The organism is Glaciibacter superstes DSM 21135 (assembly GCF_000421145.1).
GTDB lineage: Bacteria > Actinomycetota > Actinomycetes > Actinomycetales > Microbacteriaceae > Cryobacterium > Cryobacterium superstes.
Genome location: NZ_ATWH01000004.1, coordinates 326,728 through 347,281, shown reverse-complemented (window position 1 = coordinate 347,281; position 20,554 = coordinate 326,728). Strand labels below are relative to the sequence as shown.

The 20,554-nt window shown below is 66.5% G+C and carries 20 protein-coding genes; 13 read left to right on the top strand and 7 right to left on the bottom strand.

Annotated elements, in window-relative coordinates; translation table 11 throughout:
- The first annotated feature begins 50 nt into the window (after window positions 1-50).
- Both K323_RS24875 and K323_RS0107530 read left to right on the top strand, forming a co-directional pair.
- Window positions 51-3,170 carry an MMPL family transporter gene (locus K323_RS24875; RefSeq protein WP_022884674.1) on the top strand — a complete coding sequence of 1,040 codons (3,120 nt, stop codon included), beginning with the start codon at window positions 51-53 and terminating at the stop codon, window positions 3,168-3,170.
- On the top strand, window positions 3,167-4,960 hold the full coding sequence (locus K323_RS0107530) for a YhgE/Pip domain-containing protein (RefSeq protein WP_022884673.1): 1,794 nt from the start codon (window positions 3,167-3,169) through the stop codon (window positions 4,958-4,960). Before K323_RS24875 ends, K323_RS0107530 begins: the two co-directional genes overlap by 4 nt.
- Window positions 4,961-5,003: 43 nt before the next feature.
- On the opposite strand, the gene K323_RS0107525 is transcribed toward K323_RS0107530, so the two are convergent.
- Window positions 5,004-5,984, bottom strand: a complete 981-nt coding sequence (locus tag K323_RS0107525) for an o-succinylbenzoate synthase (protein WP_022884672.1) — start codon at window positions 5,982-5,984, stop codon at window positions 5,004-5,006.
- Between the two features lie 40 nt (window positions 5,985-6,024).
- Window positions 6,025-6,594 carry a TetR/AcrR family transcriptional regulator gene (locus K323_RS0107520; protein WP_022884671.1) on the bottom strand — a complete coding sequence of 190 codons (570 nt, stop codon included), beginning with the start codon at window positions 6,592-6,594 and terminating at the stop codon, window positions 6,025-6,027.
- 25 nt (window positions 6,595-6,619) lie between these two features.
- Here K323_RS0107520 and K323_RS24870 point away from each other — a divergent pair, with 25 nt between their 5' ends.
- On the top strand, window positions 6,620-7,768 hold the full coding sequence (locus K323_RS24870) for an MFS transporter (RefSeq protein ID WP_022884670.1): 1,149 nt from the start codon (window positions 6,620-6,622) through the stop codon (window positions 7,766-7,768).
- A gap of 60 nt (window positions 7,769-7,828) precedes the next feature.
- Here K323_RS24870 and K323_RS24865 read toward each other — a convergent pair whose 3' ends face one another.
- A complete protein-coding gene (locus K323_RS24865) occupies window positions 7,829-8,827 on the bottom strand; it encodes a sigma-70 family RNA polymerase sigma factor (RefSeq protein ID WP_084697095.1) in 999 nt (332 codons plus the stop codon).
- A 216-nt stretch (window positions 8,828-9,043) separates the two neighbouring features.
- On the opposite strand from K323_RS24865, the gene K323_RS29350 reads away from it, so the two are divergent.
- From K323_RS29350 to K323_RS0107490, 4 genes are all read left to right on the top strand, one after another.
- Entirely contained in the window at window positions 9,044-9,217 is a 174-nt protein-coding gene (locus K323_RS29350) for a CsbD family protein (protein ID WP_022884668.1), read from the top strand.
- 142 nt (window positions 9,218-9,359) lie between these two features.
- The gene (locus K323_RS0107500) at window positions 9,360-10,316 is read left to right on the top strand and encodes a 1,4-dihydroxy-2-naphthoyl-CoA synthase (RefSeq protein WP_022884667.1); all 957 of its coding nucleotides are present in this window, start codon (window positions 9,360-9,362) and stop codon (window positions 10,314-10,316) included.
- 313 nt (window positions 10,317-10,629) lie between these two features.
- Window positions 10,630-11,910: an AMP-binding protein gene (locus K323_RS0107495; protein WP_022884666.1), complete on the top strand. Its 1,281-nt coding sequence runs from the start codon at window positions 10,630-10,632 to the stop codon at window positions 11,908-11,910.
- Between the two features lie 171 nt (window positions 11,911-12,081).
- On the top strand, window positions 12,082-13,020 hold the full coding sequence (locus K323_RS0107490; protein WP_051147270.1) for a 1,4-dihydroxy-2-naphthoate polyprenyltransferase: 939 nt from the start codon (window positions 12,082-12,084) through the stop codon (window positions 13,018-13,020).
- A gap of 211 nt (window positions 13,021-13,231) precedes the next feature.
- Here K323_RS0107490 and K323_RS0107485 read toward each other — a convergent pair whose 3' ends face one another.
- On the bottom strand, window positions 13,232-13,639 hold the full coding sequence (locus K323_RS0107485; RefSeq protein ID WP_022884664.1) for a RidA family protein: 408 nt from the start codon (window positions 13,637-13,639) through the stop codon (window positions 13,232-13,234).
- 107 nt (window positions 13,640-13,746) lie between these two features.
- Here K323_RS0107485 and lspA point away from each other — a divergent pair, with 107 nt between their 5' ends.
- Window positions 13,747-14,331 carry a signal peptidase II gene (lspA, locus tag K323_RS0107480; protein WP_022884663.1) on the top strand — a complete coding sequence of 195 codons (585 nt, stop codon included), beginning with the start codon at window positions 13,747-13,749 and terminating at the stop codon, window positions 14,329-14,331.
- A gap of 222 nt (window positions 14,332-14,553) precedes the next feature.
- On the opposite strand, the gene K323_RS28435 is transcribed toward lspA, so the two are convergent.
- The gene (locus tag K323_RS28435) at window positions 14,554-15,057 is read right to left on the bottom strand and encodes a phosphotransferase (protein ID WP_051147245.1); all 504 of its coding nucleotides are present in this window, start codon (window positions 15,055-15,057) and stop codon (window positions 14,554-14,556) included.
- Between the two features lie 10 nt (window positions 15,058-15,067).
- Window positions 15,068-15,400 (bottom strand): DUF4229 domain-containing protein, encoded by a 333-nt coding sequence (locus tag K323_RS0107470; RefSeq protein ID WP_022884662.1) that lies wholly within the window; start codon window positions 15,398-15,400, stop codon window positions 15,068-15,070.
- 71 nt (window positions 15,401-15,471) lie between these two features.
- Here K323_RS0107470 and K323_RS0107465 point away from each other — a divergent pair, with 71 nt between their 5' ends.
- From K323_RS0107465 to K323_RS0107445, 5 genes are all read left to right on the top strand, one after another.
- On the top strand, window positions 15,472-15,912 hold the full coding sequence (locus K323_RS0107465; protein WP_022884661.1) for a PLD nuclease N-terminal domain-containing protein: 441 nt from the start codon (window positions 15,472-15,474) through the stop codon (window positions 15,910-15,912).
- Window positions 15,905-17,680, top strand: coding sequence for a 2-succinyl-5-enolpyruvyl-6-hydroxy-3-cyclohexene-1-carboxylic-acid synthase (menD, locus tag K323_RS0107460; protein ID WP_022884660.1), 1,776 nt, complete (start codon window positions 15,905-15,907; stop codon window positions 17,678-17,680). Before K323_RS0107465 ends, menD begins: the two co-directional genes overlap by 8 nt.
- A 93-nt stretch (window positions 17,681-17,773) precedes the next feature.
- The gene (locus tag K323_RS0107455) at window positions 17,774-18,481 is read left to right on the top strand and encodes an endonuclease/exonuclease/phosphatase family protein (protein ID WP_033372632.1); all 708 of its coding nucleotides are present in this window, start codon (window positions 17,774-17,776) and stop codon (window positions 18,479-18,481) included.
- 3 nt (window positions 18,482-18,484) lie between these two features.
- The gene (locus K323_RS0107450) at window positions 18,485-18,994 is read left to right on the top strand and encodes a hypothetical protein (protein ID WP_022884658.1); all 510 of its coding nucleotides are present in this window, start codon (window positions 18,485-18,487) and stop codon (window positions 18,992-18,994) included.
- Window positions 18,995-19,137: 143 nt separating this feature from the next.
- Complete coding sequence (locus K323_RS0107445) at window positions 19,138-19,959, top strand: polyphosphate kinase 2 family protein (protein ID WP_026851372.1); 822 nt, start codon at window positions 19,138-19,140, stop codon at window positions 19,957-19,959.
- 81 nt (window positions 19,960-20,040) lie between these two features.
- On the opposite strand, the gene K323_RS24855 is transcribed toward K323_RS0107445, so the two are convergent.
- Window positions 20,041-20,523, bottom strand: coding sequence for a hypothetical protein (locus tag K323_RS24855; RefSeq protein WP_022884656.1), 483 nt, complete (start codon window positions 20,521-20,523; stop codon window positions 20,041-20,043).
- Window positions 20,524-20,554: the final 31 nt, after the last annotated feature.

Genomic DNA, 20,554 nt, shown 5'->3' with positions numbered 1-20,554 from the left:
CCCCTGAAGGCGGGGGAGAACCCGGCGCGTTGCTCGGATAACTTAGGAGGGTGACAGCCCTCCTGTACAGAGTCGGCGGGTTTGCCGCACGACGGCATCTCGTCGTCGTTGTCATCTGGATTCTGATCCTCGCCGGGGCCGGCACCCTGGCCGGCACTCTCGGCAGTCACCTGCAGAGCAGCTTCACCATCCCCGGCACGCAGTCGCAGGTCGCGATCGACATGCTGGCGCAGCGATTCCCCGCCGCCAGCGGTGCCAGCGTGCGCGTGATCTACATCGCTGAAACCGGGTCATCCGTCGCCGGTCAAACGGATGCGATCGGCACGTCGGTCGCGCAGCTCGAGCAGTTACCGCACGTCGCCGCCGTCTCTGACCCATTCGCTGACGGCAACGAGGCGCAAATCGCGGCAGACGACTCGATGGCTTTCGCCACCGTGCAGTACGACATCCCCGCGACTGACCTGACCGAGTCCGACTTCGCCGCCGTTACCGGCGCAGGTGATGTTGCCGCATCCGACGCGTTGACGGTCGCGTTCAGCGGAGTGGCCGATGAGGCGGAGAGCGCCGTCGACTACACGGAGCTCATCGGCCTCATCGTCTCACTCCTGGTGCTGATCATCACCTTCGGTTCGCTGCTTGCCGCCGGGATGCCGCTGATCACGGCGATCATCGGAGTCGGCATTTCGGCATCCCTGATCACGATCGCCTCGAACTTCTTCAGCCTGTCGTCGACGGCACCGCTCCTGGCCACCATGCTCGGCCTGGCGGTCGGCATCGACTATGCCCTCTTCATCGTTGCCAGGCACAGGTCGCAACTCGCGCTCGGCATGGCGCCTCGAGAGTCGATCGCCACCGCAGTGGCCACAGCAGGCAGCGCGGTCGTGTTCGCCGGCCTGACGGTGATCATCGCCCTGCTCGGCCTCTCGGTCGTCGGTATCCCGTTCCTGGCTGTGATGGGAGTCGGCGCGGCATTGGCGGTCATCGTTGCCATCGCCGTCGCCGTCACCCTGGTCCCCGCCGTCCTCGGCATGTTCGGGCGCCGCCTGATCCCCAAGACGACGTCGCGTACCGCCCGCCGCGAGCGCGGGGAAGGCAGCCGCACGTTCGGCTCTCGCTGGGTGCAACTGGTCACCGCTCGGCCGATCGTCACCATTGTGGCAACCGTCGTCGTCCTGTTGTTCCTTGCGGTGCCCGCGCTCTCGCTCAAGCTGACCCTGCCCGATGCCGGCTACGACCCGCCTGGGTCGACCACCCGCGTGGGGTACGACCACCTTGCAGAAGGATTCGGCCCGGGCTTCAATGGTCCGCTGCTGGTCGCCGCCGACATCTCCCACACCGATGTCACCGTTCTCGAAGCCAACCTGAACGCGTTGCACGATGCCTTCGCCGACGAGGTGGGCGTCGCATCCGTCAGCCCGGCCATCCCCAATGAGACGCTCGACATGGCCATCGTGCAGGTCACACCGGATACTGCACCGGATTCCGAGGCGACCGCGGAGCTGGTGAAGCGCCTTCGCGACGACTCGGCGGAGTTCGAGAAGACGAACGGGTTCGGCTACTCCATCACCGGCCAGACCGCGATGGGCATCGACATCTCCGACCGCCTGGAAGCGGCACTGTTGCCGTTCGCGCTGGTGGTCGTCGGACTCTGCATGGTGCTGCTGACCATCGCCTTCCGCTCGATCGCGGTTCCGGTCACGGCGACGCTCGGCTTCCTGTTGTCGGTGGCAGCCGCATTCGGACTCACCACCGCCGTCTTCGAGTGGGGGTGGCTGGCCGGCCCGCTCGGGGTCGCCAAAGTCGGGCCCGTGATCAGCTTCATGCCCATCCTGGTCATGGCCGTGCTGTTCGGCCTCGCGATGGACTACCAGGTCTTCCTGGTCTCGCGAATGCGCGAGAGGTTCACAGCCACGAGGGATGCCGCAGCGGCCGTTCGCGACGGATTCACCGGTGGTGCGCGGGTCGTCACTGCTGCCGCGCTGATCATGTTCAGCGTGTTCGCGTCGTTCGTACCCGGTGGCGCAGCCACGATCCAACCGCTCGCCTTTGCGCTGGCCGTCGGGGTGGCGGTCGACGCCTTCCTGGTGCGGATGACGCTCATCCCGGCTCTGATGGCCATGCTCGGCGACCGCGCCTGGGCGCTGCCGCGCTGGCTGGAACGCCGGCTGCCCAACGTCGATATCGAGGGCGAAGCCGTGCACGAACGATTGGCCGTGTTGTCGTGGTACGCGGCGGCGCACGCACCTGCAGGGCAGCAGGAGGTGGTGCAACCGGAGCCACCCAAGCACCAGCCGGCGCAGCAGGATGCGGGAGAATCGCTCACCGAACCGCTCTGGGCAGGTGACGCGGGTGGAGCGATCGAGCCCACCCAACTGAGCCCTACCGAACTGAGCCCTACCGAACTGAGCCCGGCCGACCTGAATCCGACCGCACCGCTGCCCCCGAGCATCGCGGCCGACGACCTGCGCGTCGCCGGAATCGCGCCAGTCGACCTATGGGTCGCCCCCGGTGACATCGCCGTGTTGCTGGCACCGCCTGCCATACCGGCTGAACGGATGCTGCAGGCCGTCACCGGGCGGGGCGCCCTGGAGGGGGCGCTGGTGGTGGCGGGGCATCCGTTGCCATACGACGCCAGCCGGGTTCGCAGGCTGAGCGCCCTGGTCGGGCTCGGCAGCGCGGACGCAGACGAGCGCGGAACCGTCGATGCGCTGATCCGCAGGCAGCTTCGGCTCGATGGCGTGCGCCACCTGCGCGCGGCCAGGCGACTCGTGCAGGATGCCGTGCAGTACCTGGCTCCGCTGTTCGGAACGACCGCTGACGCGTTCGACGGGCGCCGGGGGAGCGCCGACCTGGGCAGTGACGAAGCCTGGCTGCTCGACCTGGCGCTGGGCCTGGCCGGGGCCCCGGCGGTGCTGGCCGTCGACGCGCGTGGACTCGAGCCTGCCGTGCTTCGGCCGGTCGTCGTCGGGCTGGCCGGCCTCGCCGCAGACACCACGACGATCGTCGTTGCCGCACAGGCATCCGCCACAGACCGAATGTCCGACCTGGAGACCTGGCGAGGCGTGCACCTGATTATGTTGAACGGTCCGGCCACGGCAGTGCCCGCGCCGGAGCCGAACGGTCCTGAAGAAGATGTCGCGCCGGATGCCAGTGAGCGGGTGTTCGCATGACGCGCAGCTCCGTCACGCGCAGCCGCGGGATGCTGGCGTTCGCTCTCCTGATTCCCCTGGTGCTCTCCATCGTCGCGATCACGGCCATCGAACGGCCCCAGGCAGAAGCCGGCACGACAGCGGCAGGCACGTCGGTAGTCGGCACATCCGAATCCACGCAGTCCGCGACGGCCGGGCAGCCATCCCTCCGCGCGGCGATCGTGAACCAGGACAAACTGGTGATGCAGAACGTCGACGGCAAAGACGTACCCGTGCCGGCCGGCCGCCTGCTGGTCGGCCAGCTCGTCGACAGCGCCGAGAGCGGGTTCGACTGGACAGTCACCGACGCCGCAACCGCCCAGGACGGCCTCGACTCCGGCGACTTCGCCGTCGTCATCACGATCCCACCGAGCTTCTCTGCCGACTACATCTCCAGCGCAGGGCCCGACCCAGTGCAGGCCGAACTGCAGGTGGCGACCAACGGCTCTCACAGCTACCTGGCCGCTGTGCTCGCCAGGGCGTTGTCCCTCACCGTCGACGATGCGCTGGCCACCCAGCTGACCCAGGGCTACCTGACCGGCATGATCGACGGCTTCACCGATGTGGGGGTTGCACTCGGGCAGGCGGGAGAGGGTGCAGGGTCGCTGGCGAGCGGCATTGCCCAGATTCATGAGGGAGCTGCCGTTCTTCCCGGTGCGACGGCCGACCTGGCCGAGGGCATGCGGATGCTGGACAGCGGCGTGGCGTCGCTCTCCAGTGGTCTCGGTGAGCTCGAGCAGCTTTCGACCGCGACGTCGGACACCTCGGTCGCGCTGGCCCTGGAGCTCGCGGCGCTCGCCGTCATCGTGGCCGGCGACGAGACCGTGCCGCAGTATGTCAAGGACAGCATCGTGGCGTTGCAGCTGCACTCAGACATTGCGGCGCTGGCGGCAGCGGGAACGAACTACGGCGTCGGCATCGCCGGTGAAGCGGCCGGCATGATCGAGAGCGGGGCGTCGGCGCTCGCCGATGGGTCAGACCAGCTGGCGGCGGGCCTGCCCCTCCTGGTCGACGGGCTGGCCGTGGCGACCGACGGTTCCCAGACGCTGGCCGAGGGACTCGACCAGGCCGCAGCGGCAATCCCGCAGCACACACCTGACCAGTCGGCGGCTCTTGCCCGGGTCGTCGCGACTCCGATCGTCACGACCTCCTCGATGTCGCCGGCGCTGCCCAATCCTGTCGGAGCACTGGCAGCGGTGATCGTGCCGCTCGCCCTGTGGCTCGGCGCGCTGGCGCTCAGCCTGGTTCGCGGCGCATTCGATCCGCGCGCGGTACGGTCGAGGGCGGGGAACGGCAAGATCGTGCGCAACGCGGTTCTGCCCTGGTTCGGGTGGTCGCTGGTGCAGGCCGCACTGGTGCTGGTGGGCGCCTGGATCGCCGGCATCGCTCCGGTGCACCATTTGGGGCTCGTCGGACTGGTGTGTGCGGCATCCGTCGCCTTTGCACTATTGCACCAGGGACTGCATGCCGTTGTCGGCCGCTACGCCTGGCTGGTTTCGCTCGCGCTCCTGTCGGTGCAGCTGGTCGCAGCCGGAGTTGTCTTCCCGGCGGTACTCGCTCCTCCTGCTGTGCAGCAGCTCGGTGACGTGCTGCCGTTGTCGCAGGCGATCTCGGGCGCGCAGGCGCTCATCGCCGGTGGATCTGTCGATGTGGCGGTCTCCGCTGTCGTGGCACTCGGGTTCACGGCGCTGCTCGGCCTGGTGCTGACCATGGTGGCAGTGTCGAGGGCGCGGATGGCGCGGCCCGTCACCGTATTCCCCGTCACCGCCTGAGCTGGCGAACGCGCTGCGGGTGCCGCCGCGAGAGGACGGTCGCTCAGCCGGCCAGCAGCGCGTGGGTTCGGGCCAGGCGGGCAAGCCACCAGTCGCGCCGGTCGACGGATGCTGCGTGCGCGCCCCCGAGCACGGCATCCGGAACCACGCGGCGCACCGTGATGCTCCCGTCAGAAGGCACCAGCGGGTCGGTCGTGACGTCAGCCGCGAGGAGGGATGCGGTGCCGAGGCCGCAGTCGAATTCCAGCTCGGGAACGGCCGCGGCCAGGTACGCACCCATCGACAGGCCGACCGAGGTGTCCAGTGCGCTGGAGACGACGACGGGCAACCCCGCCTCTGCGATGATTCCGAGCGCCGCACGGATGCCGCCGAGCGGTTGGGCCTTGATCACCAGGATGTCGGCAGCTCCGGCTCTCGCAACGGCCAGTGGGTCTTCGGCCTTTCGCACGCTCTCGTCTGCGGCGATCGGCAGGTCGAGGTAGTGCGTGCGCTCACGAATCTGCGCGAGTTCATCGATCGAGCCGCAGGGCTGCTCGACGTACTCCAGGTCGAACTCCACAAGGGCGTGAATGGCGTGTTCGGCCTCGTCGACATTCCACAGCCCGTTTGCATCGATACGGATGCGACCCTCAGCCCCGATTGCGTCACGGACGGCGCGCACCCTGGCCACGTCATCCGTCAGCGTCTGACCGGGCTCTGCGACCTTCACCTTCGCCGTTCGGCAGCCAGGAAAGCGTGCGAGCACACCGGCCACTTCGTGCGGGTCGACAGCAGGAACCGTCGCGTTGACGTCGATGCGCGTGCGCAGGATGCCGGGGGCAGGCTCCCAGCCGAAATCGATCGCGGCGCGGAGCCACGCTGCGGCCTCTGCGTCGTCGTATTCGGTGAACGGACTGAACTCGCTCCAGCCCTGTGGCCCCTCGAACAGTAATGCCTCTCGAGTGTCGACCCCGCGGAACCGCGTGACCATCGGTAGCGTGACCACATGCACGGTGGCCAGGAGGTCGTCCAGCGTGGGAAGCATGCGTTCAGTCTGTCAGGTGGATGCGTCGTGGGTTGGGGTTTCAGGCGTTGTTGGCCTGGTCGATGGTGGCGGCGGCGAGGCGGCGTGCCGCCTCACCTGGCTTGTCCGGCGAGCCGCGCAGGATGCTCGCCAGTGCGCCGTTATAGAGGAGCTGGATGTCATCCGCGAGTCGTTGTGGTGTGTCTGCCAGAGGTGAAGCGAGTTCGGTGAGTCGGCGCTTCAGCAGCTCGGTCTCTTCTCGAAGCAGGATTGCCACTGTCTCGTCCAGTTGCGGCCCGGTGGAACTGGTGGACAGGAAAGCGCACCATCGGGAACGCCGCCCGTCAGAGCGGAATTCGTCGAGCGCGTCGAAGATCGCCAACAGACGTCCCTGATCGGTGGTGGCGGCATCCACCCGTTCGGTCCAGATCCGGCTCCAGTTGTCGAGGCGCCGTTCGAGTGCTGCGGCGAGCAGCCCGTTCTTGCTGCCGAAATGCGCGTAAAGCGTGGGTGGCGACGCCGCGGCTCGTTGCAGGACGGCGTCGACGGAGGCATTCGGGATCCCGTCGCAGAAGAACAGTGACTCGGCTGCGTCGAGCAGTCGGTCTCGGGCGGTCGCTTGCAGTCTCACGCCATCGACTATAGCGTTCGTTATCATGAAACGCTCGTTGTACCTCTGGTGGATCGGTGCCACAGCGATTGCGGCCACGTCATCGTTGATCGCCTCCACCTACGGGCTCGCCCGGTTCGGTTTCGGGTTGTTCCTTCCCGAGTTCGACGAGGAGTTCGACATCCCCGACGCGGCCAGCGGAGCGATATTCGGCGGCGCCTTCGTGAGCTATTGCCTCGCGGCGGCCGTCGCTATCCGCTACCCGAGCAGAGCCGCGATGCTCGTCGTCCTGGCCGGTGCGTCGGCCGCGATCGGAAGTCTCGGGGTGGCGACGGCCTCCTCGGCTGCGGCCCTCGCTGTCGGAGTCGTGCTCGCGGGCGCCGGGGCGGGATTCGCATCGCCCGGTGTCGTTGCCATCCTCGACCGCACGCTGACGCCACGCAGAGCCTCACTTGGGCAATCGATCGCCAACGCGGGCATGGGCCCAGGGCTCGTCATCGCCGGCGTGCTGGCGCTCGTTTTCGCTGAGTCCTGGAGGGCAGCGTGGTACGTCATTGCTGCCGTCGTCGTTCTGACGACTGCAGCAACCCTCCTGGTGCAATACAGACGACATCCGGTCCGGTCTGATTCACAGGGAACGACAGGCGGCCGAAGTGCAGGAGCGTCGTGGCGTTCAGCGCAGGTGCCCATCGTTGCGGCCGTCGTACTGGGATGCGGGAGTGCGGCTGTCTGGACGTTCGGCAGGGCGACTATTGAACGTCTCCCGGAGGTGGGGGCGGCTGAGTCTGTGCTCTCATGGATTGCTTTGGGGGTCGGAGCGATTGCCGGCTCAGTAGCCGGCCCGGCCGTGGGTCGGTTTGGAATTCGAGCGAGCTGGTCGACCGCGGCCATCGGCATGGCACTCGCAACGGCCAGCATCCCACTGGCAGGCAACGCCGTGATCGCTATCGTCTGCTGCGTCATCTTCGGTGCCGCATACACTGCGCTCAGCGGCGTCTTGATCGAGTGGGCGAGGGTGACCGGGCTGGCGTCGGCCGGCACGGCCGCACTCTTCATCGCGCTCGCCGCAGGGCAGGCGCTCGGCGCACCACTGCTCGGCATACTCCTCGAAACGATGTCCGCGGGAATCGTATTTGCGCTTGCCGGCGCATTGTCAATCGCCAGCATCGCCGTCGTCGCCCGATTTCAGAACTGACGTCACGAATCTTCGGGCGGCGGGTAAGCGGGAACGGGGGATCGCGGGAGGACCGAGGTGTCAGTCGAGCAGATAGCGTTCCAGGCAGGGCACCCGCAACAGCGCCAGCGCCCGCTTCTCGAGTTGACGAACCCGTTCCCTGGTCACGCCCTCGAGCGAAGCGATGGTCTCGAGCGATTGCGGGTCACCGCCGTCGAGCCCGAAGCGCACGCGGAGGATCATCCGTTCGCGTGGTGGCAGCTGGTCGAGGTAGCGGGAGATGTCTGCGCTGCGCATGGCCTGGATGGCGTATTCGTCTGGTTGGGGCAGGTCTCCGTCGACGATCATCTCGGCGATATCCCCGTCGCCGTCGCCGACGGGTGTCTGGAGCGAGATCGGCTCATTGTCATAGCGGAGGAGGCGAGAGACGTCGCGGAGCGGCAGCTGGCACTCATCGGCCACTTCCTGGTCGGTTGGTTCGTGGTCGAGTGTGCCGACGAGATCCTGCCGCATCCGCTTGATCTTGTTGAGCTTCTCGACCGTGTGCACCGGGATGCGGATCATGCGCGACTTGTCGGCCATGCCGCGGTGAATTGATTGCCTGATCCACCAGGTGGCGTAAGTCGAGAACTTGTAGCCGGTGCAGAAGTCGTACTTCTCGACGGCGCGGATCAGGCCGAGGTTGCCGTCTTGCACCAAGTCCATGATCGGAACGCCGCGGCCCGAATAGCGCTTGGCGATGCTGACAACCAGCCGCAGGTTCGCCTCCACGAAGCGGCATTTGGCGCGCGAACCGTCGTGGGCGAGCCAAGCCAGCTCGCGTTTCAGCTCGAGGTTCGGGACGCCCGCATCCAGCTTCTCCTGGGCGAAGACGCCGACCTCGATGCGGCGGGCGAGATCCACCTCGTCTTCTGCGGAGAGGAGTGCAACGTGGCCGATCTGCCTGAGGTAGTCCCCAAAAGCATCGGTGGACGCCCTTGCGAATGTGTCCCGCGATTCTCGAACGATCCCTGGCTTCTGCGCGAGTCTGATCGCGGTCTTGCGGATGGGAGCGGCTGAAGTACTGACTGCATTGTTCATGTCATCCTCCACGTCGTTGCAGTGGTTGCGTTGCCTGATTTCAGTACACAGCGGGGCCTACGCCCCGGCAAGGGGGTTGACTTCGGCACCCGTTCGGGGGTAACAACGAAGGAGCAGGCTGCGGATGCCGACCCCGAAAAGCAGCCCTCGGAATGAGAGACGAACGGGGTTGCCATGGCAAAACAGTCAGTTCTATGAGAAAGGCAGGTAACCACTATGGGTGGCGACGACAAGATCAGGAATGCAGCTGAAAAGGCAATGGGGAAGGGCAAGGAGGCCGTCGGAGACGCAACCGATGACAAGGATCTCCAGGCCGAGGGCAAGGGCGAACAGGCCAATGCCAGCCTGAAGCAGGCCGGGGAGAACATCAAGGACGTCTTCAAGGGCTGAGCCCGCTTCGCACGATCTGGCCCCGTCCGCCTCCGCGCGGCGGGGCTTCGTCGTTGGCGGGCGGGCCGGGCCGTTGGCAGGCCGGGTGGTTGGCAGAGCATAGTCGCGGCGGGTTCCGGTCGTGCAGTCGTAGGCTGGGTGCATGACTGACCAGGCGCCGGATGCCCCCGTTTCTGAGAACTTCGTGTCTGAAATCTTCGTGTCTGAAATCTTCGACGCGAGCCAGTGGCGTTCTGTCGACGGCTTCACGGCCCTCACCGACGTGACCTATCACCACGACGTCAGCGGCCGCATCGCGCGGGTGGCCTTCAATCGACCAGAGGTGCGGAACGCATTCAGGCCGCACACTGTCGACGAACTGTATGCGGTGCTCGAAGACGCCCGCCTGAACTTGCACATCGGCGTGGTGCTGTTGACCGGGAACGGACCCAGCCCCAAAGACGGCGGCTGGGCCTTCTGCTCCGGGGGCGACCAGCGCATCCGTGGCCGTGACGGCTATAAGTACGCAGAAGGCGAGACGGCGGCAGGTATTGACCCGGCACGGGGCGGGCGCCTGCACATTCTCGAAGTGCAGCGGCTGATCAGGTTCATGCCCAAGGTCGTGATTGCCGTGATTCCCGGCTGGGCGGCCGGCGGCGGGCACTCGCTGCATGTGGTGTGCGACCTGAGCATCGCCAGCGCAGAGCACGGCAAATTCAAGCAGACGGATGCCGACGTCGGGTCGTTCGACGCCGGTTACGGGAGCGCGTACTTCGCCAGGCAGATCGGGCAGAAGAACGCCAGGGAGGTGTTCTTCCTCGCCCGCGAATACTCCGCCCAGCGCGCCTATGAAATGGGTGCAGTGAACGCCGTGGTGCCGCATGCCGAGCTGGAGACGACGGCGCTGGATTGGGCTCGCGAGGTGCTCACCAAGTCGCCCACCGCCATCCGGATGCTGAAGTTCGCCTTCAACGCGGTCGACGACGGTCTGGTCGGGCAGCAAGTTTTTGCGGGGGAGGCGACGCGTCTCGCGTACGGCACCGATGAAGCGGTAGAGGGCCGTGATGCGTTCCTCGAGAAGCGCGAGCCGGACTGGGGTCCGTACCCCTGGCAATACTGAGATGCGGCTGTACTGAGATGCGGTGTCATGCCGGGCGTGTGGGCAGGTACTGAGGTGCGTTGCGGTACCGACCTGCGCCGCGAATCGCCCCTTGCGCCGAGCGTCGCCGTTGTAGCGGCGATTGTGGGCGCCTACGGCGATTGTGGGCGTCGGGTGGAAGCGGGCGCAGCGGTGAACCTGGGCCCGGCGGGGATCGGCGTGGTGTCGCCGTGTGCGCTGTCGCCGTGCATCGAGGATCGCCATTTGCGCCGGACATCGCCGGTGCTGCGGCGATTGTGGGCGCATATGGCGATTGTGGGCGAGGGCGGCAGCGGTGAGTAGACAGCTGCGGACGATCAGCGCCGACAACCCGGCCGAGGTGCTCGCCGCGCTCAGGAGCGCGCTTGTCGGCGACGGGCCGGCCATCCTTCCGTTGCCCGAGGTGCTGGCCGCGACTGATCCGTTCGCCGCGACAGATCCGTTCGCCGCGACAGACGCACCGGATGCGCCGAACACAACGGATGCGCGCACGCGCGTGCTCGGCGGCGTACCGCTGCCGGTGGCGGTGGTGATCGAGACGTCGGGGTCGACGGATGCGCCCAAGCGCGTGATGCTCTCCACCGATGCCCTTCTCTCGGGTGCTGCCGCGACCACTGTTGCCCTGGGCGGGCCCGGCCAGTGGCTGCTCGCGCTGCCTACGCACTACGTCGCTGGAGTACAGGTTCTGGTGCGTTCCATAGCGGCAGACACGTCGCCGGTGATTCTGCCGCCCGGTCGCTTCGATCCGCTGGTCTTCGCCGAATGTGCTGAGCAGCTCACCGAGCCGCTGCGGTACACGTCGCTGGTTCCGGTGCAGCTTGCGCGGCTTGTTGACGCTGCCGACGATCCGCGGGTGCTCGACGTTTTGCGCCGGTTCACGGCGATTCTGGTGGGAGGTCAGGCGATGCCGCCCGAGCTGATCCTGCGCGCCCGCGAGCTCGGGGTGAGGGTGGTTCGCACCTACGGATCCTCGGAGACCTCGGGAGGATGCGTCTATGACGGACTGCCGATCGGCAACACCGCGGTGCGTGTGGCCAGCATGGGTGAATCGAGCGGGGAACTCGAGATCTCGGGTTCGGTGCTGGCCGAGGGATATCTCAATGACCCCGTGCGCACCGCCGACCGGTTCATCGATGATCATGGGGTTCGCTGGTATCGCACCGGGGACCTTGGCGAGGTGGATGCGGAATCAGGCGCCGTGCGGGTGCTCGGCCGCGCCGACAACGTCATCATCTCTGGTGGTGTGAAGGTGTCGCTCGACGCGGTGGAGCGGGTCGTGCGAACGGTCGCCGGATTCGTCGATGCGGTCGTCGTGCCTGCGGCCGACGCCGAATGGGGCCAGGTGCCCGTTGTTGTTGTTGCCGACCACGATGCCAGCGGTATCGACGGCCGGTCGGCGTCAGATCGCGTGGCAGTGCCGGCGGAACTCGCCGGCGCCGTCGCATCCGTTCTCGGCAAGGCGGCCAGGCCGGCGCGCGTCGTGACGGTGGCTTCGATTCCGATGCTGGCGTCTGGCAAGCCGGACCGGCAGGCGCTGCGGTCTCTGGTCTCGCGGGGCAACCCCGCCAAACCGTGAGAGATCGACCTTCAATCGCGAACGAAGGTCGATTTGCCACGGCTCACCGCGTGTGAACGCGTGGTGGTCGATGGGTAACATGTAGGCGTGCCCCAAGGATCACGGCCGACACGGCCGAAACAGCAACGATTGAACCCCGCCGAGCAGCTCGGCAAAGCCCGTGCGAACGGGGTGTCCGGGCATCCGGCGAAGAAGAACGGGCCGACTCGGCGCGGCCCGGGCAAGGTGAAGCCGGCCACGGCGCGCGACTGGGTCGCCGGTGCAAGACTTCGCACCCTGCCACTGGCGATCGCGCCGGTTGCGCTCGGAACCGGTGCGGCCGTCGTCGCAGAGGGTGCCGGTGTCTATCACCCCGTGCGGGCGCTGTTGGCGCTCGCGGTCGCGTTGCTGCTGCAGATCGGCGTGAACTTCGCCAATGACTACTCAGACGGTGTGCGGGGGACGGATGCGCACCGGGTCGGTCCCGCGCGGCTGACCGCCTCGGGGAAGGCTCAGTCTCGAACGGTTCTTACGGTGGCCCTGGTCTTCTTTGGGCTGGCTGCGGTTGTCGGCCTGGTGCTGGTCATCCTCACGCAGCAGTGGTGGTTGCTCATCGTCGGGGCTGTGGCGATCGTTGCCGCCTGGTTCTATACCGGGGGCAAGAAACCGTATGGCTACCTCGGGCTCGGCGAGCTGTTCGTGTTTGTGTTCTTCGGGCTAGTTGCCACGCTCGGCACGACGTATGTGCAGGCTGACACGGTGAACATCGAGAGTTGGTTCGGCGCTGTCGGCGTCGGGCTCCTCGCCTGTGCGGTGCTGATGGTGAACAACCTGAGAGATCTCGTGCCAGACAAGGCCGCCGGCAAGAAGACGCTGGCGGTGCTGATCGGGAGCACGGCATCCCGCGTCGTCTTCTGCGTGCTTGTCTTGGTGCCGTTTGCCGCGGTGTGGTTCTTCACGCTGTTCTATCCGCTCGCGTTCCTCGGCTGGTTCGTGCTGCTGCTGGCGTTGCCGGCCTGCGCAATCGTGGTGACCGCGCGCACGTCGCGGGAGCTGGTGCTCGCCCTCCAGCTCACTATTTTCACGGCGCTCGCTTACGGAGTGCTGCTCGGCGTTGCCTTCGCCTTCTGAGCCGCCGGAGGGTCGGCGTCATGTCGCTGAGCCGCCGGATTCGGCTCTTAAACGGCGCAGTGAAGAGCCGGTTCGGGCCGTTCGGTGCAGAAGAGGGTTACGGCAGTGCGTCGGTCGCTCTGACGGGAACGATCTCGATCTGTGTTCGATCCCAACAAGGTCGGCCGCGTTACGCGTGTACAGGCCGTCAGCTATTCGTGAGCGGCGTCTCTCAATGCATCAGTGCTGCAACCGCCTCGATTTCCACGAGTTGGTCGTCGTACCCCAGCACGGTCACACCTGTTAGCGTGCTCGGAGCATCATGGTCGCCAAAGGCAGCGCGAATGACCTCCCACGCCTCGACGAGGTCCTCCCGGCGAGTCGTTGCGACGAGCACACGCGTGCTGATCAGATCAGTCAGCGACGCTCCAGCTTCGGCGAGTGCAGTCTCCATATTCTCGAAAGACTTCGCAGCTTGGGCCGAGTAGTCTCCGATGCCGACGGTGGATCCATCACCGTCCAGGGGACAGGCTCCTGCGAGAAAGACGAACCGGGCACCTGCGGGCGCGGTCGCCGAATAGGCGTACTCAGCAACGTTGGAGAGCGTTGACGAACGGATGAGCGTGATGGCGGATGGCATCTGTACTCCTTCGGGCGGACGAGTTGATACCGCCCCAGTCTCTCGTGCTCTGCACGGAAGCGACCGACGTGGGTGCTTCCCAGCTTGCGTACCGGGATAATTGCCGGGTGAGCACCGAGAATAGCGGCACCGACAGTAACGGTAGCGACGACAACACCATCAGTGAGAACAGCCGACTGTCCACGACAGCGCCACGCAGGAACGGCCAGCGACTGGCGTGGTTCACGCTCGCTATCGCCGTCGTCGTCGTTCTAGCCGACCAGGGCAGCAAATGGTGGGCGGAGTCCGCACTCGGCGACGGCCAAACGATCCCGGTCATCGGCGACCTCATCCGTTTTGTGCTGGTCTACAACCCGGGCGCCGCGTTTTCGATCGGAACCGAGTTCACCTGGGTGTTCACCATCCTTGCCGCCGTTGCCGTCAGTGTGCTCGTCTGGTTCGCCTGGCGCGTGACTTCCCGCGCGTGGATGATCGCCATCGGCCTCCTGCTCGGCGGCGCCGTGACCCACCTCGGCGATCGACTCTTCCGGGAGCCCGGGTTCGGCATCGGCCACGTCGTCGATTTCATCGGCTACGCGGACTTCTTCATCGGCAATGTCGCCGACATCGCGATCTTTGCGGGCGTCGTCATGATTCTCGTGCTGAGCCTGGTTGGCGATCGCACGGAACGGAAGGCCACGGAGGCTCCCTGACCCCGAGTGCCGCACCGACTAGGAATGCCGCCCTGACCCGGAGTGCCGCACTGACCCGGAATCAGCGCCCACGCACGAGCTCGCGAAGAATGTGGAGCGATTTCGCCTGCTCGTGCCGACATCACTCACGAGCACATTGCCCGGCAGCATGTCGCAATGCGCCCACATCGGCGGACCGCCCCACGCCCGCGCCGCCAGGGCTTCGTCCCAGATCGAGACCAACTATGCCACGTCCACCAGATCGTGCACCTGCTCCGCGCATTCCCGAACGGATGCGTCGAGCTCGACGAGTGGTCCCGTGCGATAGCCGGGCTGGGCATCCGTCGTATCGACGTCCCTCAGCGACAACAGGAAGCCGGCCAGGTCACGGGCGAGCGCATCCGGATTCTGGGTCGATCCAGGAACCGCGGGGTCCCCCGGCAGCCAGCTCACGACGAGCCAGGAGCTTGGATACGCCTCGTCGGGTTCACCCACGCCGAGCAACTCGGGAATCGGAGCGTTCAGCCGGCCGGCAAGTCGCGGCAACCAGGCGGCCTCGAGGTCAATTCCCTCCCCGCCCCCAGCAATGAACGGCAGCCGAACGAGCATGTTGTCACCGAGCCGGAACATGGCATTGACGGTGCCGCGCGCGACGAACTCCAGCGGCAGTTGCGCCCATTTGGGGAACTGGCGCGACAACAGACCACGCACCAGCTCAGCGTCGAGCGGAATTTCTTCTCGACCCATTCGCCGGGTTTCAGCCCTGGGGGGAGTCGCGACGGTCGACCGCGGCGTCTTCAGTCTCGGCGTCCGTTACAGGAATTGCAGGCATTGCACGCGTTGCATCCGTCGCCGCTGATGCACCCGATGCGGGCTCTGCCGCGCCGCGGTGCCTGGTCTCATACAGGTCGCGGGCAACACCGTTGCGCGAGTTGCGCAAAAAGATCACCGACAGGCTCAGACCGATCACCGCGGCGAGAACCGCTGCCAGCCACCACTCGACTCCCAGCGCCAGCAGGATCACCAGCGGCACCGCGAACATCACAACCCGCAGCACCGAGTAGTACACCAAAACCGGAACAGCCTTCATGCACTCAGCTTAGACAAACTGACTGAACAACTACTCACCGCACTCTCGGCTGGTCGGCCTACAATCAGAGCATGGCTCGTGTTTGGGTGGTCCTCGCTGTAGTGGTCGTCGTGCTGACGGTCTACTCGGCGCTCGACGCCGCCTTCTTCGATCGAAACCGCATTCGCGGTCTCCCCAAGTGGGTCTGGATCTTCGTGGTCATTCTGGTTCCGGTGATCGGCCCGCTGCTCTGGCTGATCGTCGGACGCGGCCGCCGACCGGCCGCTGGCACGCGGTCCCCTCGCACGATGGCCCCGGATGACGACCCGGAGTTCTTGAAGGGCCTCGGCAAACAGCAGAACCAGCAGGAACGCATCCGTCGTCTTGAGCAGGAACTCGCCGACCTCGACGAACCTGACACCAAGGGTTCGACCGGTTCGACCGGTGCCACCGGTTCCGCAGACACAGCCGGCACCCCGCCGAAGAAGTCCGACCCCGGCGAGAGCGACGCGCCTGGCCGACGGGATGCCTGAGACCGGCGAAAGCCCGGCCACGGATTTCACCGTCGCACTGCTCCAGGAGTTCGTGCGCCTCGGCATCCGTCACGTGGTGCTCGCCCCGGGTTCGCGATCGCAGGCCCTCGCCCTGGCCTGCGCCGAACTCGAGCGCGCCGGCGCGATCGACCTGCACGTGCGTCTCGATGAGCGCGGCGCGGCCTTCCTCGCGCTCGGCATCGCCGTCGAGACCGGCACACCCGCACTCGTCGTCACCACCTCTGGCACGGCCGTCGCCAACCTGCACCCCGCCGTACTCGAGGCCCATCACTCCGGCGTTCCCCTGATTCTTCTCACGGCCGACCGGCCTGCCGAGCTGCGTGGCATCCGTTCGAACCAGACCACCGACCAGCCCGGCATCTTCGGCACGGCGGCGCGACTGGCTGCAGACGTGTCGGCACCGGTGGGCGACCCAGGCGAATACGCGCAGGCCAGGGCGCTGGCAAAGCAGGCGACGGATGCCGCGACCGGCACAGTCACGCAGAACCCGGGCCCCGTGCACCTGAACCTGGCGTTCCGTGAACCGTTGTCTGCGGCGACCAGCGGCGCGTGGGAGGCCGCAGGGGCGCCCGCCGACGAAGCTATTGGCGCGGAAGTCTCGGAGGCCACGATTCCGGAATCACCCGATTCCCGCGAACCGTACCTGGTCACGCCGGGCCTGCGCACCATCGTCATCGCCGGACACGGCGCTGGCCCTGCCGCAGAAGAATTCGCCCGAACCGGCGGCTGGCCGTTGCTCGCCGAGGTGTCGAGCGGGTCGCACTTCGGCCCGAATCTTGTCGTCGCCTACCGCGAGCTGCTGCGCGAAGACGACTGGGGCGGCCAAGTGGAACGCGTAATCGTCTTCGGGCATCCGACGCTCAGTCGCGAGGTGTCCGCGCTGATCCAGCGAGACGGCCAGGGCGACACCAGTGTCGAGACCATTGTCATCGCCCCCACGGGCGCCGAATTGTACAACCCTGGCCACCGCGTGCAGACGTTCGCCAGGCACGCTGCGCCCGACGCGGCATCCGTCGCCCTCGCGGCAGACCGAGAGACCCGGGCCTGGACTGGTCGCTGGGTGATGGCCAGCAGGAAACTGCGCGACGCGCTGGATGCCGAAGAGTCCGGCCCGGATGTCGCGGCCTCCGTTTCGGCTGACTACCGGGTGCGCGGCGGGTTCGCCAAGGCCGAGCTGGCAGCGCTGCGTGCGCCGGTGACCAGAGAACTGCTCGTTGACGCGGTCTGGCGGGCCAGCTGGCCGCACGACCGGCTCGTCTTCGGTGCATCGAGGCTGATTCGAGAGGCCGACCGGCGGGTGCCTGGAAAGAAGATCAGTGTGCATTCCAACCGCGGCCTGGCCGGCATCGACGGTACCATCGCCACGGCCGCGGGGATCGCGCTGGCGAGCCAGGGCGGCCCCGAACCGCGATCGACCGGTGTCACCCGTGTGCTGCTCGGCGACCTCACCCTGCTGCACGATGTCGGGTCGTTGCTCCAGACGCCCGGCGAGGTGCGCCCGCGACTGCAGGTCATCGTCGGAAACGACGGCGGGGGCACCATCTTCGACAGCCTCGAAGTTGCGACATCCGCACCCGCAGCAGCGATGGACCGCGTGCTGTACACCCCGCAGCAGGTCGATCTGGCCGCCCTGGCCACCGCGTATGGCTGGGAATACACTCTCGCCGCAAAACGCAGCGAGCTTGAGAAGGCACTGACCGCTCCCGTGCAGGGACCGGCCATCGTGGAGGTGCCGCTTCGCCGATAGACCGGCCGGAAGCAGCGGCCCCCAGATTGGAGCCGCACGCGACCGGGGTTAGTATGGCGTTCCGAGGGCTGTTCGAAAGAAGTGAATGTTCTGATCCGGATTATCAGCTATAACCTGCGTAAGAACCACGCCAGTGGTGAACTCATCGACCTTGCCGAGAGCTTCGACCTCGACGTACTGTGCCTGCAGGAGTGCGACACGACGGAGCTTCCGGCCGAAGTGGGTGATCTCCATTTGGCTGACGCGACGACGCGCAATCGCCTTGGCCTCGCGGTGTACTACCGCAAGGAACGGTTCGCCTCCCTGGAGACCCAGGCATACATGCTGAAGAAGTCGCTGCATGACATCGTCCTCGCTCCGGCGCACGAGCGGCTCGTCGGCGTTCGGCTTGTCGATCATGAAACGGACCGGCAGGTTGTGGTCGCGTCCTTCCACGCTGCACCGCTGACCGCACTCAACTCGCTGCGCCGTCACCAGATACACGCCGCGCACGCGGAGCTCGCCACGCTCGGCGAGGGGTTGCCCACCCTCATGACCGGCGACTACAACTACCCATTCTTCACGAAGAACCTCACCGAGAAGGTGAACGACCGCGGGTATGACCTCTCGCTGAGTGACCGCCGAACTTATACAAGGTACAAAGTCTTCCGCGGTCATTTCGACTTTGTGACCTCGGCCGGGCTCGACATCGACGGCGTCGCCACGTTGCCAAGAGGCAAGTCAGACCACATGCCGATCCTCATCACGGCTGACTATTCCGCCGAGGAGGCCGAGCAGGGCCCGACCCGGCTGACTGCCTGACCGATGTCCGGCAGGAGGAACGCCCCGGCAGTTCGACTGCGTTGCCGCTCCGCGCTCCTCGGAGCGGCCGTCGGCGGACGCGCCTCCCTTTCAGTTGCCGGCCCTGTGCTCACCCGGCTGCTGGCCAGTCGGTCCGCCGCCGGGATCGAGCCGCCAAGCCGGGTGGCTGTCGTCACCTCTGCCCTGGCCTTGGGCGGCGAACTCATCGGCGACAAGCTGCCATTGACCGCAGGCCGCCTCGCCGGCCCTGGCCTCGCGGTGCGGGTCGGTGCCACCTTTCTGGGCACACTCATACTCGCGCGTCGGGAACGCACCGGCATCGGAACGTTCGCGGTAGTGGGTGCGCTCGCCGCAGCCGGAATCAGTGCCGCACTGTCCGCGATGGCGGGTGTGCGCTGGCGCGCAGCCACCGCCGATCGGGGCCTGGGTCTGCCAGGGGCCATGGCCGAAGACGCCATCGACATCGGCGTGGCCGTCGCCGGATCCTGGCCGCGTCGCATTCGGGCAGAATAGCCATCAAAGGAAGGTGCATCGTGGGCAAGAAGACGAAGAAGTCGGGAAAGCCAAAGAAGTCGGGCAAGCCGGAAAGGAAGCTCAACGCGCAGACGAAGGCCGCCATCCAGGAAGGCGTCGAGAGCTTCTGGGTCGACGACCCGATCGACGCGCTTCGGGTGCATCAGGGGTTCAGCCTCGCCAGCATCGATACCTCCGCAACGCCCGGCTTCGAAGGCGGCAAGTCCGAGGCCGTCGACGCGCTCGCCGAAGGAGCTGCGATCCTCTCCGAACTCCAGGAGAGGTTCTTCGCAAACAGTCGAAGCGGTGACGCCCGCAAGGTTCTGCTGGTGCTGCAGGCCATGGACACCGCCGGCAAGGGCGGAATCGTGCGACACGTGGTCGGCGCCGTCGACCCACAGGGCATCGACCACGTCGCCTTCAAGGCTCCGACGAAGGAAGAGTTGAGTCACAACTTTCTCTGGCGCATCCGTCGTCGTGTTCCGAAGGCCGGCTACATCGGCGTCTTCGACCGCTCGCACTATGAAGACGTACTCATCGCCCGGGTGCGTTCGCTCGCCCCGGCCGAGGAGATCGAGAAGCGCTATGGCGCCATCACGAAGTTCGAACAGGGGCTCGCCGACGACGACACCACGATCATCAAGGTGATGTTGCAGATCAGCCCGGACGAACAGAAAGAACGCCTGGCCGAACGCCTGGATCGCCCCGACAAGTACTGGAAGTACAACCCAAGTGACGTCGACGAACGGATGCTGTGGCCCGATTACCAGGCGGCGTATCAGATCGCCATCGACCGCACTGCGACGGACGACGCACCGTGGTACGTCGTACCTGCTGACCACAAGTGGTACGCCCGTCTTGCGGTACAGCACCTGTTGATCGATGCGCTGCGGCGCATGGACCTGCAGTGGCCGCCCGCCGACTTCGACGTCGAGGTGGAGAAGGCGCGGTTGGCTGCCTCCTGAACCGTCCATGCGAATCTGACCGTCGAATTGCCCGCGAGGCACCTCGTCGTGAATTTGTGGGCAGACCGACGCGCATAGCGGTCAACGGATGCCCGGGCTCGGCTCCAGCATGCGCCTGACGGTTGCGAGTTGCGCACCAACGAGGTGGGGAATGTTGTCAGCGGAACGCGCCCGGTCGATGGTCAGGGTCCACTCATCCATGGCGCGCAGCACGGCGAAGACCAGGCGGCTCTGCAGCGAGACCGGAAGGTCGTCTCGCACCGCACCCGACTCTCTGCCGACCACCAGCACATCGCGTACCCAGTCCTGTACAGAGCTCAGCGCTTTGCCCACCGCGCGATTGGCCTCAGCTGGCGTACCGGAGAGATAGAACATGCGGCCGAGGGCCACGAACGACTCGCCGCTCTCTGTCGCACGCATCATCTCGTCGAACAGTCGCTCCGTCGCCGGCCAGAACCGCCCATCAGAGAACTCACCGGGATCGGGAATCACCAGCGTTTCGACCAGGTCGCCGATGAGGTCGCGCAGCACCAGATCGAACAACTCCTGCTTCGACGCGATCACGTGGTAGAACGAGCTCTTGCTGAGCAGCCGA